16 protein-coding genes are annotated in these 14646 nt (G+C 73.2%); 10 read left to right on the top strand and 6 right to left on the bottom strand.

The genetic code is table 11. From position 1 onward, the window contains the following. Positions 1-82: 82 nt before the first annotated feature. Both BS83_RS30480 and BS83_RS30475 read left to right on the top strand, forming a co-directional pair. Positions 83-1282 (top strand): sensor histidine kinase, encoded by a 1200-nt coding sequence (locus BS83_RS30480; protein WP_051944354.1) that lies wholly within the window; start codon positions 83-85, stop codon positions 1280-1282. Beyond that, on the top strand, positions 1279-1944 hold the full coding sequence (locus tag BS83_RS30475; protein WP_037606661.1) for a response regulator transcription factor: 666 nt from the start codon (positions 1279-1281) through the stop codon (positions 1942-1944). The genes BS83_RS30480 and BS83_RS30475 overlap by 4 nt, the downstream gene beginning before the upstream one ends. On the opposite strand, the gene BS83_RS30470 is transcribed toward BS83_RS30475, so the two are convergent. Further along, positions 1905-2453 (bottom strand): GbsR/MarR family transcriptional regulator, encoded by a 549-nt coding sequence (locus BS83_RS30470; protein ID WP_037606660.1) that lies wholly within the window; start codon positions 2451-2453, stop codon positions 1905-1907. The genes BS83_RS30475 and BS83_RS30470 overlap by 40 nt on opposite strands. A 74-nt stretch (positions 2454-2527) precedes the next feature. Here BS83_RS30470 and BS83_RS30465 point away from each other — a divergent pair, with 74 nt between their 5' ends. The 5 genes from BS83_RS30465 (at position 2528) to BS83_RS45825 (ending at position 7612) form a co-directional block, all read left to right on the top strand. After that, on the top strand, positions 2528-3445 hold the full coding sequence (locus tag BS83_RS30465; protein ID WP_037606659.1) for an ABC transporter ATP-binding protein: 918 nt from the start codon (positions 2528-2530) through the stop codon (positions 3443-3445). After that, positions 3442-5040, top strand: coding sequence for an ABC transporter permease (locus BS83_RS30460; protein WP_037606658.1), 1599 nt, complete (start codon positions 3442-3444; stop codon positions 5038-5040). Before BS83_RS30465 ends, BS83_RS30460 begins: the two co-directional genes overlap by 4 nt. An 89-nt stretch (positions 5041-5129) precedes the next feature. After that, a complete protein-coding gene (locus tag BS83_RS30455) occupies positions 5130-5906 on the top strand; it encodes an enoyl-CoA hydratase family protein (RefSeq protein ID WP_037606657.1) in 777 nt (258 codons plus the stop codon). A 104-nt stretch (positions 5907-6010) separates the two neighbouring features. Continuing rightward, positions 6011-6781 (top strand): acyltransferase, encoded by a 771-nt coding sequence (locus BS83_RS30450; protein WP_051944353.1) that lies wholly within the window; start codon positions 6011-6013, stop codon positions 6779-6781. A gap of 99 nt (positions 6782-6880) precedes the next feature. Then, positions 6881-7612, top strand: a complete 732-nt coding sequence (locus BS83_RS45825) for a hypothetical protein (protein ID WP_157597371.1) — start codon at positions 6881-6883, stop codon at positions 7610-7612. 36 nt (positions 7613-7648) lie between these two features. Here BS83_RS45825 and BS83_RS30435 read toward each other — a convergent pair whose 3' ends face one another. After that, positions 7649-8848, bottom strand: coding sequence for an MFS transporter (locus tag BS83_RS30435; RefSeq protein ID WP_063774257.1), 1200 nt, complete (start codon positions 8846-8848; stop codon positions 7649-7651). 17 nt (positions 8849-8865) lie between these two features. Between BS83_RS30435 and BS83_RS30430 the strand changes: the two genes are divergently transcribed. Further along, positions 8866-10068: an ROK family protein gene (locus tag BS83_RS30430; protein ID WP_037606653.1), complete on the top strand. Its 1203-nt coding sequence runs from the start codon at positions 8866-8868 to the stop codon at positions 10066-10068. A 120-nt stretch (positions 10069-10188) separates the two neighbouring features. Continuing rightward, positions 10189-10464: an SHOCT domain-containing protein gene (locus BS83_RS30425; protein WP_232248522.1), complete on the top strand. Its 276-nt coding sequence runs from the start codon at positions 10189-10191 to the stop codon at positions 10462-10464. A gap of 92 nt (positions 10465-10556) precedes the next feature. Here BS83_RS30425 and BS83_RS30420 read toward each other — a convergent pair whose 3' ends face one another. Next, entirely contained in the window at positions 10557-11030 is a 474-nt protein-coding gene (locus tag BS83_RS30420; protein ID WP_051944352.1) for an ATP-binding protein, read from the bottom strand. 199 nt (positions 11031-11229) lie between these two features. On the opposite strand from BS83_RS30420, the gene BS83_RS30415 reads away from it, so the two are divergent. After that, positions 11230-12372 (top strand): PLP-dependent cysteine synthase family protein, encoded by a 1143-nt coding sequence (locus BS83_RS30415; RefSeq protein WP_037606645.1) that lies wholly within the window; start codon positions 11230-11232, stop codon positions 12370-12372. Between the two features lie 7 nt (positions 12373-12379). On the opposite strand, the gene BS83_RS30410 is transcribed toward BS83_RS30415, so the two are convergent. The 3 genes from BS83_RS30410 to BS83_RS30400 all read right to left on the bottom strand — a co-directional run bounded on the left by BS83_RS30410 (position 12380) and on the right by BS83_RS30400 (position 14541). Continuing rightward, the gene (locus tag BS83_RS30410) at positions 12380-13042 is read right to left on the bottom strand and encodes an NADPH-dependent F420 reductase (protein WP_037606643.1); all 663 of its coding nucleotides are present in this window, start codon (positions 13040-13042) and stop codon (positions 12380-12382) included. 118 nt (positions 13043-13160) lie between these two features. After that, the gene (locus BS83_RS30405; protein WP_037606641.1) at positions 13161-13649 is read right to left on the bottom strand and encodes an SRPBCC family protein; all 489 of its coding nucleotides are present in this window, start codon (positions 13647-13649) and stop codon (positions 13161-13163) included. Positions 13650-13734: 85 nt separating this feature from the next. Beyond that, positions 13735-14541 carry a DeoR/GlpR family DNA-binding transcription regulator gene (locus BS83_RS30400; protein ID WP_037606639.1) on the bottom strand — a complete coding sequence of 269 codons (807 nt, stop codon included), beginning with the start codon at positions 14539-14541 and terminating at the stop codon, positions 13735-13737. Positions 14542-14646: the final 105 nt, after the last annotated feature.

The raw sequence follows: 14646 nt of genomic DNA, 5'->3' as shown, positions 1-14646 counted from the left end.
GCCGCCGTACTCCCCTGGGAGTAGGGGCGGGGACGACTTCGAGGCGACGGCATGGCCGGGCCCGCTGGCCTACGGTGCAGGTATGAGATCGCGGAGGCGCGGAGGGCCGGTGTTCGCGGCGGTCGTCGTGGGGTTCGTCCAGGTGATGGGGACGCGGGCGACGGCCGCGCACCAGCATGCCGTGCACCGGCCGCTGGACGGCGTCGGGTACGCGCTCCTGCTGCTCGGGCCCGCGCTGCTCGTCGCGCGACGGCACTGGCCGCTCCAGGTCTGCATCGGGACCACCGCCGTCGCCGGCGTGTACCTGCTGCTCGGCTACCCCTACGGCCCGATCGTGCTCAGCGTCGTCCTCGCCTACGTGAACGCCGTGGTCGCCGGACGGAGGCGCGCGGCCGCGATCAGCATGGGGACGCTCTACCTCGCCCACGTCGTCGTCAACGCGTTCACGCACCGGCTCAGCTGGCAGGCGGAGCTCGGGCTGCTGGCCTGGCTGCTGGTCGTGGTCGGCGGAGCCGAGATCGCGCGGATGCGCATCGAGCAGCGCCGCCATGCCAGGATCGCCCGCGCCGAGCGCGAGGCGCGGATCGCGGACGAGCAGCGGCTGGCCATCGCGCGCGAGCTGCACGACGTGCTCGCCCACAGCATCTCGCTGATCAACGTGCAGGCCGGGGTGGCGCTGGAGCTGATCGACGACGATCCTGACCAGGCCCGCACCGCGCTGCGCACGATCAAGGACACCAGCAAGGAGGCGCTCGGCGAGGTCCGCCAGGTGCTCGGCTCGCTCCGCACCGGGACGGCCGCCACGGCCGCCACGACGGGCCCGGCCGCCGACGCCGCCGCGCCGCGCAGTCCCGCGCCTGATCTCGGCCGTGTCGACGAACTCGTGCGGCAGGCCGCCGTCGCGGGTCTCACCGTGCAGGTCTCCCGGACCGGGCTGCCGCGCGCGCTGCCGTCCGGCGTCGAGCTCGCCGCGTTCCGGATCGTGCAGGAGGCGCTGACCAACGTGATCCGCCACTCCTCCGCCCGCAGCGCCGAGGTCACCCTGGACTACCGGCCGGACCGGCTGGAGGTCACCGTCCGCGATCCCGGGCCCGCCTCGGTCGCCGGCGGGCCGCGGGCGGGCGGCAGCGGGGCGGGGCTGATCGGCATGCGGGAGCGGGCCGGGGCGCTCGGCGGCGGCGTCGAGGCCGGGCCCGCGCCGGACGGCGGCTTCCTGGTCGACGCCCGGCTGCCCCTCGCCCATGACACCCATGACGCCCATGACATGAGGACCCGACGATGATCTCGGTACTGCTCGCCGACGACCAGCAACTGGTCAGGGCCGGGTTCAGGGCGCTCCTCGACGCCCAGGCGGACATCACCGTCGTGGCCGAGGCCGACAACGGGCTCCAGGCGGTCGAACGGGCACGCGAACTGATGCCCGACGTCGTGCTGATGGACATCCGCATGCCCGAGCTGGACGGCTTGGAGGCCACCCGCAGGATCTGCGCCGACCCGGCCCTCGCCGAGGTCAAGGTGGTGGTGCTGACCACCTTCGAGATGGACGAGTACGTCTTCGACGCGCTCCGGGCGGGCGCCGCCGGGTTTCTGGTGAAGGACACCGAGCCCGCCGAACTGGTCCGCGCGGTCCGCGCCGCCCACGCCGGGGACGGGCTGCTCTCGCCGGGTGTCACCCGACGCCTGATCGCGGAGTTCGCCGCGCGGTCCAAGGAGCCCGAGCAGCCCGCCTCTCTCGCGCGGCTGACGGACCGCGAGCGGGAGGTGCTGGCCCTGGTGGGTCTCGGCCTGACCAACGAGGAGATCGCCGGCCGTCTCGTGGTCAGTCCGCTGACCGCCAAGACGCACGTGAGCCGGGCGATGGTGAAGCTGGGCGCCCGCGACCGGGCGCAGTTGGTGGTGCTGGCCTACGAGTCGGGTCTGGTCCGTCCCGGCTGGCTCAGCTGATCCGTCGCCGCTGTCACGGCCTCCGCCGCCGCGGTCTCCTCGCGCTCGCGGTGGTACCGCTCCAGCAGGGAGGGCATCTCGCGGCGCAGGAAGGCGAAGAACTGGCGTGACTCGTCCAGTCGGGCACTCGCGGGGGAGTCGGCGCCGAGCAGCCTGATGCCCTCGGTCAGGGCGCTCTCCCAGCGGCTGAGCACGGCGTCGCGCTGGAGCATGGCCTCGCGCCACACCTCGTCGAAGACGAGGTAGCGGTCCCGGCGCGAGCCGGGATCGCGCTCGCGGCCGACCAGGTTGAGCTGGCCGAGGTAGCGCACCGCGCCGGACACGGCGGCGGGGCTGATGAGCAGCCGTTCGGCGAGCTCCGCCGCAGTGAGCCGGCCGCTGTCGGCCGTCATCAGCGCGACGAAGACGCGGGCGGGCATCCGCGGAAAACCGCTGTCGGTCAGCACCTGGGAGAAACGCTCGATGTACGAACGCAGCGCCTCGTCCTCCGGTGGTGTCCGTGTCGCCATGGGCGCCAGCCTATCCTCGCGTCAGTGTCTTCAGAAGATTCACGAATTCCTGAAATGAGTGTAGCGTCGGGGCCATGACGACGGCGATCGACGTGTCCGGCCTGGTGAAGACCTTCGGCCGGACACGTGCCCTGGACGGCCTGGACCTCAGCGTCGCGCAGGGAGAAGTGCACGGTTTCCTCGGCCCGAACGGCTCGGGCAAGTCGACCACCATCCGGGTGCTGCTCGGGCTGATCCGCGCCGACTCCGGCACGGCCCGGCTGCTGGACGGCGATCCCTGGCGCGACTCGGTGGCGCTGCACCGCCGCCTGGCCTACGTGCCCGGTGACGTGACCCTGTGGCGCGGGCTCAGCGGTGGTGAGGTGATCGACCTGCTCGGGCGGCTGCGTGGTGACGGGCAGCGTCCGGGGCGCCGCGCCGAGCTGCTGGAACGCTTCGAGCTCGACCCGACCAAGAAGGGCCAGACCTACTCCAAGGGCAACCGGCAGAAGGTCGCACTGGTCGCCGCCTTCTGCTCGGACGCGGAACTGCTCATCCTGGACGAGCCCACCTCGGGGCTCGACCCGCTGATGGAGGAGGTCTTCCGCGGCTGCGTCGCCGAGGAGCGGGACCGGGGCCGGACGGTGCTGCTGAGCAGCCACATCCTCTCCGAGGTCGAGGCGCTCTGCGACCGGGTCAGCATCATCAGGGCCGGCCGCACGGTCGAGACCGGTACCCTCGCCGAACTGCGTCACCTCACCCGCACCTCCGTGACCGCCGAGCTCGCCGCACCGCCGACCGGCCTCGACGCGCTGCCCGGCCTGCACGACGTGGAGCTGGAGGGCGTCCGGCTGCACTGTCAGGTCGAGACCGACAAGCTGGACGGCCTGCTCCGCGCGCTCACCGCCGTCGGCGTCCGCTCGCTGACGAGCCGTCCGCCCACCCTGGAGGAGCTGTTCCTGCGCCACTACGAGGCGGAGCCCGCCGGGTCCGCCGCCGGGGAGGCGTCGTGAACCTCGCGGGTACCCCGGAGCTGCTCCGCTTCGCGCTGCGCCGCGACCGGATCATGCTGGCCTGCTGGCTCTACGCCCTGGTCGGCTCGATCGCGGGCACCGCGCTCTCGTTCGGCAAGCTCTACCCCTCAGCCGCCTCGCGCGAACAGCTCGCCCAGAGCATCAACAGCAACGGCTCGCTGCGCGCCCTTTACGGCCCGGTCTACGACACGGGCAGCACCGGGGCGCTGACGGCCTGGCGGATGCTCGGCTTCGGCGGCCTGCTGCTCGGCCTGCTCTGCGTCCTGCTCGTGGTCCGCCACACCCGCGCCGAGGAGGAGTCCGGGCGGCTGGAGCTGATCGGCGCGGGGGCGGTGGGGCGCAGCGCGCCGCTGGCGGCCGGAGTCGGCGCGGCCGTCACCGCATCGGCGCTGGTCGGCGGCGTCAACGCGGTGATCCTGCTGGCGATCGGGCAGCAGGTGGCGGGCTCGCTGGCCTTCGGCGCGGCGTTGTTCGGCTGCGGCTTCTGCTTCACCGGCGTCGCGGCCGTCGCCGCACAGCTGACCGGTACCGGCCGCGCCGCGAACGGGATCGGCGGCGCGGTGCTCGGACTGGCCTTCCTGCTGCGCGCCAGTGGCGACGCGGCGGGGGACACGGGGCCCGGTTGGCTCGTCTGGCTCTCGCCGCTGGGCTGGGCCGAGCGGGTGCGCCCCTACGCCGACAACGCCTGGTGGCTGGTCGCGCTGCTGATCGTCGCCGGGGCCGTGCAGCTCGCCCTCGGCCACCTGCTCGCCGGGCGCCGCGACCTGGGCAGCGGCCTGCTGCCGCAGCGCCCGGGACCGGCCGCCGCCGCGCCCTCGCTGCGCGGAGCCGCCGGACTCGCCCGGCGACTGCAGCGCGGCAGCCTGGTCGGCTGGACCTTCGGCTTCGCCGTGGGCGGGGCGATGCTCGGCGGCATCAGCCAGGGCGTGAAGCAACTGATCTCCACCAGCGCCAACGTCGAGCAGATCGTGCAACGGATGGGCGGCAGCACCGGAGTCGTCGACTCCTACCTGGCCACCGCGATGAACCTGCTGGCCATGGTCGCCGCCGTCTACGCGGTGCAGACGACGCTGCGCCTGCGCGGCGAGGAGACCTCGGGGCGCGCGGAACCGGTGCTGGCGACCGGGGTGGGCCGGCTCGCCTGGGCAGGCAGCCACCTGCTCTACCCGCTGCTCGGCTCCGCCGTGCTGCTGCTGACCGGCGGGCTGACGGCCGGTCTCGGCGCGGGCGTCGCGCTCGGCGACACGGCGGGCTGGACCGGAAAGCTGCTGGTCGGCGCGTTGGTCCAGCTCCCCGCGGTCTGGGTGTTCGCCGCGGCCGCCGTCGCGCTGTTCGGGCTGCGGCCGCAGTGGACGTCCGCGGCCTGGGGCGTGCTGGGCGTGCTGCTGTTCATCGCGTACCTCGGTCCGGCGCTCGACGCGGGCCAGTGGCTGCTGGACCTGACGCCGTTCACCCACGTTCCCAGGCTTCCCGGCGGCAGCTTCCACGCGGCCCCGCTGGTCTGGCTCTCGCTGCTGTCGGCGGTGCTCACCGGGGCGGGTCTCGCCGGGCTGCGGCGGCGCGACATCGGGTAGTTCCGGTGTCGGGACGGTTGACCGGCTGCATAGGCTGTGGAGCGCCGCCACAGGGTCGTGGCCGCCCACCCTCGGAAGGACGCGCACCGATGACCGCCCAAGAGCCGCAGCAGCCGCTGGTCCGCCACGCCGTCGAGCGCGGCGTCGCCACGCTCACCCTCGACTCTCCCGCCAACCGCAACGCCCTCTCCTCGCGGCTGGTCGCGGAACTGGAGCAGGGGCTGGCCGACGCCGCCAAGGACCCGGCCGTCCGGGTCGTCGTGCTCACCCACACCGGTGGCACGTTCTGCGCCGGCGCGGACCTGTCCGAGGCGACCGGCGGCGACCCGACCGCCAACCCGCGGCGTCTGGTGACCGCGATGCGCAGCGTGCTCGAGTCGCCCAAGCCCGTGATCGCCCTCATGGACGGTCACGTGCGCGCGGGCGGTCTGGGTCTGCTCGGCGCCTGCGACATCGTCCTTGCGGGTCCCGCCTCGACCTTCGCCTTCACCGAGGTGCGGCTCGGCCTCGCGCCCGCGGTGATCTCGCTGCCGCTGCTGCCGCGCCTGGACCCGCGCGGCGCGTCCCGCTGGTACCTGACCGGCTCGGTGTTCCACGCGGCCGAGGCACAGCGGATCGGCTTGATCACCGAGGCCTGCGAGGACCCCAAGGAGGCCCTCGGCGGCCTGCTGGAGGCCTTCAGGAAGGCCAGTCCGCAGGGGCTCGCGGAGACCAAGCGGCTGGTCTCCGCGGAGGTGCTGCGCTCCTTCGAGCGCGACGGCGAGTCGATGGTGGCGCAGTCCGCGCTGCTGTTCGGCTCCGAGGAGGCCCGCGAGGGCATGCTCTCCTTCCTGGAGCGCCGGCCGGCCGCCTGGGCGAGCGAGTGAGGGCCGGGCGCTGACAGCACGGGGTGGGCGGCTCGGCGAGCGCGCCGACGTGAGTCGTGCCACCCCCGCCGGTCGGACGGTTACCGACCGGTTAACGTAGGCGCATGCCGTTGCCGTTCGCCCAGACCATACGCAGCGCCGCCCGCACGCGGTCGCGCCGTCTCGCGTCGCGCCTGGTCCACCGGGGGTGGGGGTGGGTGCGCGAGGCGGGCGCGATCAGCGCGGAGCAGCCGGGGCCGCTGCGCTTCGCCGAGATCGGGGCGTTCACCAAGCTCGCCTTCCCGCAGGGCTCGATCTTCAACGAGCATGGCATCGCGCTGGGTTGCTACTGCATCGTGGGCGAGCGGGTCTCCATCTCGGCAGGTTTCGCGCCGGGCCAGCGGCTCGGTCCCGAGCCGGTCGTGCGGATCGGCGACGGCTGTGTGATCGGCAGGGACAGCAACATCGTCGGGCACGAGTCGATCGTGCTGGAGGACCACGTCTGGACCGGCCCGAGCGTCTACATCAGCGACCAGAACCACTCCTACGACGACCCCGAGCTGCCGATCGGCAAGCAGTGGCCGCGCAACGCGCCGGTGCGGATCGGCGCGGGCAGCTGGATCGGCACCGGCGCGGTGATCCTGCCGGGCGCGGACATCGGCCGCAACGTCGTCGTGGCGGCCAACTCGGTGGTGCGCGGGCACGTTCCCGACCACAGCGTGGTCGCCGGCGCGCCCGCCAAGCCGGTCCGCCGCTGGACCGAGGCCGAGGGCTGGCAGCCGCCCATCCGCTCCGCACCGCCGCGCGCGGTGCCCGAGGGCATCACGCACGAGGAGCTGGTCGCCCTGATCGGCTGGGACCTGCGCCTGCCTCCGGACCCCGACCCGGTTCCGTAGCCGGGCGGCCCCCGGGCCGGCGGGCTCCGGGAGGCGGGTCCCGGACCCGGATGGCACAGTGAGAGGGATTGGTGTGCGCCCGGCCTTCGAGGAGGCTCCATGCGTATCCAGCTTCTGGGCGTCGCAGCCGCCCTGTCCCTCGCAGTAGCCCTCAGCGGATGCTCCTCCGGAGCCACTCACGCGGCCATCGGCGTCGCCACCGGCACGAGCAGCCCCTCGCCGGGCCCGGCGGTGCCGAGCTCCGACCAGCTCAAGTCGGCGCTGCTGACCGCGAACGACCTCGGACCCTCCTTCAGCGTCCAGCCCAGCGACAGCGCTTCGCCGACCAACGACACCGGTTTGGCGAGCGGCTGCAGCGAGTTGACGCAGCTGATGAACCAGACCGCGCCCCCGTCCTCGAGTTCGGGCCCGTCGCAGGGCGAGGACCAGCAGGTGATCCTCACCGGCGGCCAGACCGGGCCGTTCGTCGGGGAGTTCCTCTCCTCGCGGCCCTCGACGGTGCTGGACCAGCACTACCCCACCGCCGTGAACGCCCTGAAGACCTGCAAGGAGCTGAACATCCCCACCGGCTCCACGACGATCGCCTTCAAGCTGGGCGACGTCGACTTCGGCAGTCCGGGGTCGGTGGCCAAGCACATGACCGCGTCGGTGCAGGGCGTGCCGGTCAACGGCTATCTGGCGATCGACAGGCTGAGCCCGACGGTGGCCTTCGTCTACCTGTACATCCAGGTGGCCGGCGACAACCCGCAGGCCGCTACCGGCTACTACCACCAGGCGATCACCAAGGCCGACAGCGTGCTCGGCCTGACCACGCCGTCCCAGGCGGCGTAGCCGACGCGGGGGCCGCCCGGTGCGTCAGGGCCCGTGTCAGGAGCGGGCCTTGACCACCAGGGCGGCCACGCCCGCGAGGGCGACCAGCAGGGCGACCGAGAGCAGCGCCGTGGGCAGCCCCAGGCCCTGGGCCAGGAAGCCGATGATCGGCGGACCCGCCACCATGCCGCCGAAGCCGAGCATGGAGGCCGTCGCCACGCCGCGCGGTCCGCGCAGCGCGCCCGCCCGGTCGATGGCCAGCGGGAAGATGTTGGCCAGGCCGAGGCCGACCAGCAGGAAGCCCGCCAGCGCGAGCGGCAGGGTGGGGCTCAAGGCCGCGGCGACCATGCCGAGCGAGGCCACGGCCGCGCCCGCGACCAGCAGCCGGCTCGGTCCGAATCGCTCGACGAGCCGGGTGCCGCTGAGCCGCCCGATGGTCATGGTGAGCGAGTAGACGGCGAAGCCCGCGGCGGCGACGGCGGGGGTGGCGTGCAGGTCCTGGTGCAGGTGGAGCGCGCCCCAGTCGGCCATCGCCCCCTCGCCGTAGGCGTCGCAGAGCGCCACCACGCCCAGCAGCAGCACCAGCAGTCCCACGCCGGTCGGTACGGCGTCGGCCGCGGCGGGCGCGCCCTCATGGTCGGCGGCGTGCGCGACCGGGTGGCGCAGCAGCGCCGTTCCGGCCCAGGCGGTGACGAGCAGCCCGCCCACGGTGAGCAGGCCCAGGTACTGGGTCGCCGTCAGGACCGGGGCCAGCAGGCCGCCGACGGTCGCGCCGAGCAGGCCGCCCATGCTGTAGGCGGCGTGGAAGGAGGGCATGATCGGCCGGCCGACCGAGGCCACGTAGTCGACGGCGGCGCTGTTGATGCCGACGTTCATCGCGCCGTAGCCCGCGCCGAAGAGCAGCAGCACCCCGCCGAGCGCGAGCACGGAGTGCGTCAGCGGCGGCAGCGCGACCGACAGGCACAGCAGCACCGAGGCGGCCACGGTGACGGCGTGGTTGCCGTGGCGCACGCACAGACGCGCCACCGGGCCCATGGCGGCGACCGCGCCGGCCGACACGCAGAGCAGGGCGAGGCCGAGCAGCCCGGCCGAGGCGTGGACCTGGGCCTTGATCTCGGGGATGCGCACGACCCAGCCGGCGAAGAGGAAGCCGTCCAGGGCGAAGAAGCCGGTGAGCGCGATGCGGGCGACCGACCGGCGGGGGCGGGCAGAAGGAGCAGGAGGGGAAGCCGACTCGATTTTGTTCATTAGCGGCACAAATTCATAATAGGAGCGTGACGCAGACACACACAAGCCCGGAGCGCGGCCGTGCGGTGCTCGGTCCCGCGCTGGAGCTGATCCACACCGGTGCCGCGCCCACCCGTTCCGTGCTGACCGGCGCGCTCGGGGTCACCCGGACCACCGTCGGGGCGATCACCTCGGAGCTGGAGGCGCTGCGGCTGATCAGCGTGGACGCGCGTCCTGCGGGCGGCTCCAGGGGGCGGCCCTCGCACCGGCTGGAGATCGACCCGCAGGGGCCTGTGGTCCTCGCCGCGCAACTGCACACGGACGGCTTCACCCTCGCGCTGGCCGGTCTGGGCGGCCGGATCGGGCAGCCGCTGGACCTGCCGCTCGATCCCGGCGCGAGCCCGCAGCAGGTGCTGCGGGCCATGGCGGACGAGGCCGTCCGCCTGGTCGAGGCGAGCCCGCGTCGCTGCGTCGGGGCGGGGCTCGCCGCACCGACGCCCGTCACCGAGCCCGAGCGGGTCGCGGTGATCTCGGCCTGCCTCGGCTGGCCCACCGGCACGCCCATCGGCGAGCTGTGGACGCAGGCGCTGCGCGACGCCGGTCTCGCGCTGCCCGACGGCGTCGCGCCCGCCGTCGCCAACGACGCGAACCTCGCCGCCCTCGCCGAGCACCGCCACGGCGCGGGACGCGGCGCCCGCCACCTCCTCTACGTGACCTCGGGCCACCAGGGCGTCGGCGGGGCACTGGTCGTCGACGGCAGGCTGCACACCGGAAGCGCCGGACTCGCCCTGGAGATCGGTCAGCTGACGGTCGACCCCGAGGGCCTGCTGTGCCGCTGCGGACGCCGCGGCTGCCTGGACGTCGAGGCCGGCCCGCCCGCCCTGCTGGCCGCCTACGGTCTGCCGCCGGAGGCGCCGCTGGCCGAGGTCGACGCGGTCCTCGCCGCCGCGCGCTCCGGTGAGGCCGTGGCGCGCGCCGCCGTCGAGCACGTCGCCGAACGCCTCGGCCGGGGCATCGCCGCCGTCGTGGACATCCTCAACCCGGACCGGATCGTCCTCGGCCCCTTCCACAGCGCGCTGCTCGCCGGAGCGCCGGAACTGCTGCCCGCGACGATCGCCGCACGGGCCCACTGGGGCCGCTACGGCTGCGTGCCGCTGCACCCCGCGGAACTGGCCGCGCCCGAACTGGCGGGCGCGGCGGAACTCGCCTGGGCCCCGGTGCTCGCGGAGCCGCAACTCGCGGCGGTGTAGCGCCTCCCGCGGGCGGCGGCGCCCGAACGGCGTACTCCCGGGGGAGCAGTGCGACTGCCCGCCGCCGTACGACGCCTGCGCGGCCCGCGCGGAGGAGTCTCTTCAGTAGCGAACGAACCGGTGACGAACCGTACTGAGGAGCGCGAGATGAACACCTACCTGGCCGACGGCTGGCACGGCGGACCCGGTCCCTGGATCCTGCTGATGCCCTTCTTCTGGATCGGCGCGATCTTCGTCGTGCGCCGCCTGCTGTGGCGGGTGCGCGGCGGAGGTCCGGCCGCCTGGTTCGCGGCGGGCGGCCCCGCCCGGGCCGCGGTCCGCGCGGTCGCGGCGGGTACGGCCCGCAGACCGGCTGGCAGCCGCAGGGGCCGGCGCCTTCCCCGCTGGAGACGCTGAACCGCCGCTACGCGGACGGCGAGATCGACGAGTTCGAGTACCGCCAGCGCCTGGACGTTCTCAACGGTGAGGACACCACGGCCTGACAGGACTCAGTCGGCGAGCACGGCCTCGAGTTCGAGTGCGTCGACCTCGAGGGCCAGCGGCACCGACTGGAGCAGAGCCGGAGTCGGCACGGGAGCGGTGGCGACGGTGAACCACACCGTCTTCCCGCTGCCGTCCGGCTGTGCGCCCCACTCCTTGCAGAGCCCCGCCACGATCGCGAGGCCGCGCCCGCCGGAGTCCAGCGGGTCGGTGCGGCGGGCCTCCGGCAGCTCGGGGGAGCCGTCGGAGATCTCGACCGTCAGGGCGTCGGGGCCGGCGTGCAGCCGGAGCGTGCAGGGGGCCGCGGGGCCGACGTGCTGGTGCACGTTGGCGAGCAGTTCGGTCAGTCCGAGCAGCGTCTGGTCCGTGACGGACGTCAGGTTCCAGTGCCGGAGATGCGCCTGGACGATCCTGCGCACCACCCCGAACCTGCACGGTTCGGCGGTGAGGCGCAGTTCGTAGTGCCGGTCCAGATCCTCCATCGTGCTTTCGACTCCTTCCGCATGGGGCGGCGGCCGATTTCGAAGAGTGAGCAACGAGAAGCATTCCGTGATGCGACCAGGGTTTCCTGATTCGCCCGGTACCGCAACTCGTCGGACGGATCTTCCGACGAATTCGATCCAAACATGCAGGTCGCTTAGGGAACGCCCAAGGATATGTTGTGATTTGCACCACGTTACGATGCAGAGCAGCACCTGTTCTCCGCACCTGAAGGTGGCCGCAGTGAAGACCCTGGACGTGGACCGTAGCGACGCCGAGTACCGCACCTGGCTCAAGGAAGCGGTCCGCAAGGTCAAGGCCGACGCCAACCGGTCCGCCGACACCCACCTGCTGCGCTTCCCGCTGCCTGAGGACTGGGGCATCGACCTCTACCTGAAGGACGAGTCCACCCACCCCACCGGCTCGCTCAAGCACCGACTCGCCCGCTCGCTGTTCCTGCACGCGCTCTGCAACGGCTGGATCCGGCCCGGCAAGCCGGTGATCGAGGCGTCCAGCGGCTCGACGGCCGTCTCCGAGGCGTACTTCGCCAAGCTGATCGGGGTGCCCTTCGTCGCGGTGATGCCGCGCACGACCAGCCAGGAGAAGATCGCGCTGATCGAGGCGCAGGGCGGCGACTGCCACCTGGTCGAGGACACCCGCACCCTCTACGCGGTGTCGGCCCGACTGGCCGCCGAGTCCGGCGGTCACTACATGGACCAGTTCACCTATGCCGAGCGGGCCACCGACTGGCGCGGCAACAACAACATCGCCGAGTCGATCTACCACCAGATGCAGCAGGAGCGGTTCCCCGAGCCCAGCTGGATCGTCGCCACCGCCGGCACCGGCGGCACCTCGGCGACCTTGGCCCGCTACGTGCACTACATGCAGGCCGACACCCGGGTCTGCGTGGCCGATCCGGAGAACTCCTGTTTCTTCGACGGCTGGGTCTCCGGCGACCTCGGGGTCACCTGCGACTGCGGCTCGCGCATCGAGGGCATCGGCCGTCCCCGGGTCGAGCCGAGCTTCGTGCCCGGCGCCATCGACCGGATGATGAAGGTGCCGGACGCCGCCAGTGTGGCGGGCGTCCGGCTGCTCGACCGCGTCATGGGGCGCAAGCCGGGCGGCTCGACCGGAACCGGCCTGTGGAGCGCGCTGAAGATCGTCGCCGAGATGCGCGCCGCGGGGGAGCGGGGCAGCGTCGTCACGCTGATCTGCGACCCCGGCGAACGCTACCTCGACAAGTACTACTCCGACGCCTGGCTCGCCGAGCAGGGATTGGACATCGCACCCTACCTCGCCGTGCTCGAGGAGCTGCTGGCGACGGGGGAGTGGACCGGGGAGTGACGCGGCCTCAGCCGCGGAAGTCGGGCGTGCGCTCCGGGGACGCGTCGGCCAGCGCCCGGGTGACCGCCTCGACGCCGGCGCGCAGGCCGTAGACCGGGGTGTTCGGCTGCTGGCGCCAGGAGTCGTCCAGCGAGCCCGAGTCGACGGTGTCGAAGCCCAACTGGTCGATCAGGTCCCTGACCAGCTTCTTGGCGCCCTCGTCGTCGGCGGCGACGGGCAGCGCCATGCGGTCGGGCGCTCCGGCGGGCAGCGGACGCTCCAGGATGTCCGCCGCGTAGGTGCCGTTGAATGCCTTCACCACCGTGTGGCCGAGCTGCTCGGCGACCCAGCGGCTCTCGGTCCGGCCGCCGTCCTCGATGGCCGCGATCCGGCCGTCGCGCTGCTGCGGGTAGTAGTTGTTGGTGTCGATCACCGCGAAGCCGGGCGCGGCCTGCGCGAAGAGGTCGGCGGGCAGGCTCGGCACGGCCTTCAACGGAACGGTGACGATGACCACTTCGGCGTCGCGCGCGGCCTCGCCCGCGGTGACGGCCTTCGCGCCGGTCTCGGCGGCGAGCTCCGCGAGGGTCTCCGGGCCGCGGGAGTTGGCCACCGACACCTCGTGCCCGACGGCGGTCAGCCGCCGGGTGAGGTTGCCGCCGATGTTGCCTGCGCCAATGATGCCGATCTTCATGGAACAGCCTTTCCGAGTCGGGCTCAGGCGGCGACAGCTTGTCGTCGCATGTCCGTCAACAACTCGGCCCGGCCCGCGTGCATTCCGCGATCCGGCGGCTTCACCCGAAGGAGTGCGATCAGCGCGAGGCCCGCGCGTCCAGCTTCCGCATCGCCCGCCGGATCGACTGCTCCACCAGCGGGCGGGTGGCCCGCATCGGGAGTTCGACCGCCGCGTGGGCCTCGATCGCCATGGTGAAGCGGAGCGTCGTGCCGCCGCCCTCGCCCTCGGTGAGCAGCCACTCCTCCATCCAGGCGTGCGGCCCGGCGAAGTTGGCCTCCTCGACCCGGTAGACGAAGCGCTCCGGCGCGTCCCAGACCTGGACGCTCTCGACGAAACGCACGCCGCCCATCAGCGACACCGAGCGGCCCGCGCCGACCCCGTACGGCGGCGGCCCGGTGTAGCAGGCGCGGCTGACCTCGCGGAACCAGGAGGGCCACGTCGCCGCGTCGTCGGTCAGCTCCCTGAAGAGCGCCTCACGCGGGGATCCCAGGCGCTGGGTGACCACGATCCGCAGCGGCGCGGCCGCCAGGAACTCCGTCGTCACCGGCCGCAGACGCACTCCCACGCGGTCCCTCCCCCATGTTCGATCAGTGTGGCGGCAGTGTAGTTGACGCTCCGTCAAAGCCGACAGGCGGGTCCGGCGGCCGGGCTCAGCCGGCGATGACGACCTCGCGGACCTGCTCGGCGACCGCGCTGCGGATCTCCGTCGGCAGGCCGCCGTCGGTGACCAGGGTGTCCACCTCGGCCAGGGCGGCGAAGGTGGACAGCCCGACGGTGCCCCACTTGGTGTGGTCGGCCACCGCGACCACGCGGCGGGCGGCGGCGACGAAGCTGCGGTTGGTCTCCGCCTCGGCCAGGTTCGGCGTCGAGAGACCCGCCTCCAGCGAGATGCCGTGGCAGCCGAGGAAGAGCAGGTCGAAGTGGAGCGAGCGGATCGCCCGGTCCGCGATCGGACCGACCAGCGCGTCCGAGGGCGTGCGGACCCCGCCGGTCAGCACCACCGTCGCCGCCGGCGAGGCGGCGGCGCCCTGACGGGCGGCGTGCTCGAAGACGTCGGCGACCCGGACCGAGTTGGTGACCACCGTCAGGCCCTCGATCCTGACCAGGTGGTGGGCCAGCGCGAAGGTGGTGGTGCCGCCGGAGAGCGCGACCGCGCTGCCGGGCGCGACCAGGCGGGCCGCGGCCTCGGCGATCTGCTCCTTGGCGTTCAGCTCCAGCGCCGACTTCGCCTCGAAGCCCGGCTCGTGCGTGCTCGCCTCCAGCACCGGCACGGCCCCGCCGTGGACCTTCTCCAGCATGCCCTGCCGGGCCAGTGCGTCGAGATCGCGACGGACCGTCATGTCCGACACGTTGAGCTTCCGCGTGAGCTCGTTGACGCGGACCCCGCCCCGGCGGCGCACCTCGTCCAGGATCAGGGCACGCCTCTGTTCGGCCAGCAGGCTGCTGTTCTCGACCACCCGGGCGCCGTCCTCTCCGCTTCGTGACTGCCGTCGTGACTGCGTGCTGCCGCGATCGGCGTTCACGGGCTCGGCAATTGCTCGCGCCATCCTCGCACGACAGTG

The organism is Streptacidiphilus rugosus AM-16, from assembly GCF_000744655.1.
GTDB classification, from domain to species: domain Bacteria; phylum Actinomycetota; class Actinomycetes; order Streptomycetales; family Streptomycetaceae; genus Streptacidiphilus; species Streptacidiphilus rugosus.
Note: the sequence above shows the minus strand (reverse complement) of the source record. Positions and strands in the feature narration are given on the sequence as shown.

What these genes read in the sequence shown, in the direction of transcription:
- BS83_RS30480 (WP_051944354.1), top strand. Translation starts at nt 83, where the DNA reads ATGAGATCGCGGAGGCGCGGAGGGCCGGTGTTCGCGGCGGTCGTCGTG.
- BS83_RS30475 (WP_037606661.1), top strand. Translation starts at nt 1,279, where the DNA reads ATGATCTCGGTACTGCTCGCCGACGACCAGCAACTGGTCAGGGCCGGG.
- BS83_RS30470 (WP_037606660.1), bottom strand. Translation starts at nt 2,453, where the DNA reads ATGGCGACACGGACACCACCGGAGGACGAGGCGCTGCGTTCGTACATC.
- BS83_RS30465 (WP_037606659.1), top strand. Translation starts at nt 2,528, where the DNA reads ATGACGACGGCGATCGACGTGTCCGGCCTGGTGAAGACCTTCGGCCGG.
- BS83_RS30455 (WP_037606657.1), top strand. Translation starts at nt 5,130, where the DNA reads ATGACCGCCCAAGAGCCGCAGCAGCCGCTGGTCCGCCACGCCGTCGAG.
- BS83_RS30450 (WP_051944353.1), top strand. Translation starts at nt 6,011, where the DNA reads ATGCCGTTGCCGTTCGCCCAGACCATACGCAGCGCCGCCCGCACGCGG.
- BS83_RS45825 (WP_157597371.1), top strand. Translation starts at nt 6,881, where the DNA reads ATGCGTATCCAGCTTCTGGGCGTCGCAGCCGCCCTGTCCCTCGCAGTA.
- BS83_RS30420 (WP_051944352.1), bottom strand. Translation starts at nt 11,030, where the DNA reads ATGGAGGATCTGGACCGGCACTACGAACTGCGCCTCACCGCCGAACCG.
- BS83_RS30415 (WP_037606645.1), top strand. Translation starts at nt 11,230, where the DNA reads ATGCAGAGCAGCACCTGTTCTCCGCACCTGAAGGTGGCCGCAGTGAAG.
- BS83_RS30410 (WP_037606643.1), bottom strand. Translation starts at nt 13,042, where the DNA reads ATGAAGATCGGCATCATTGGCGCAGGCAACATCGGCGGCAACCTCACC.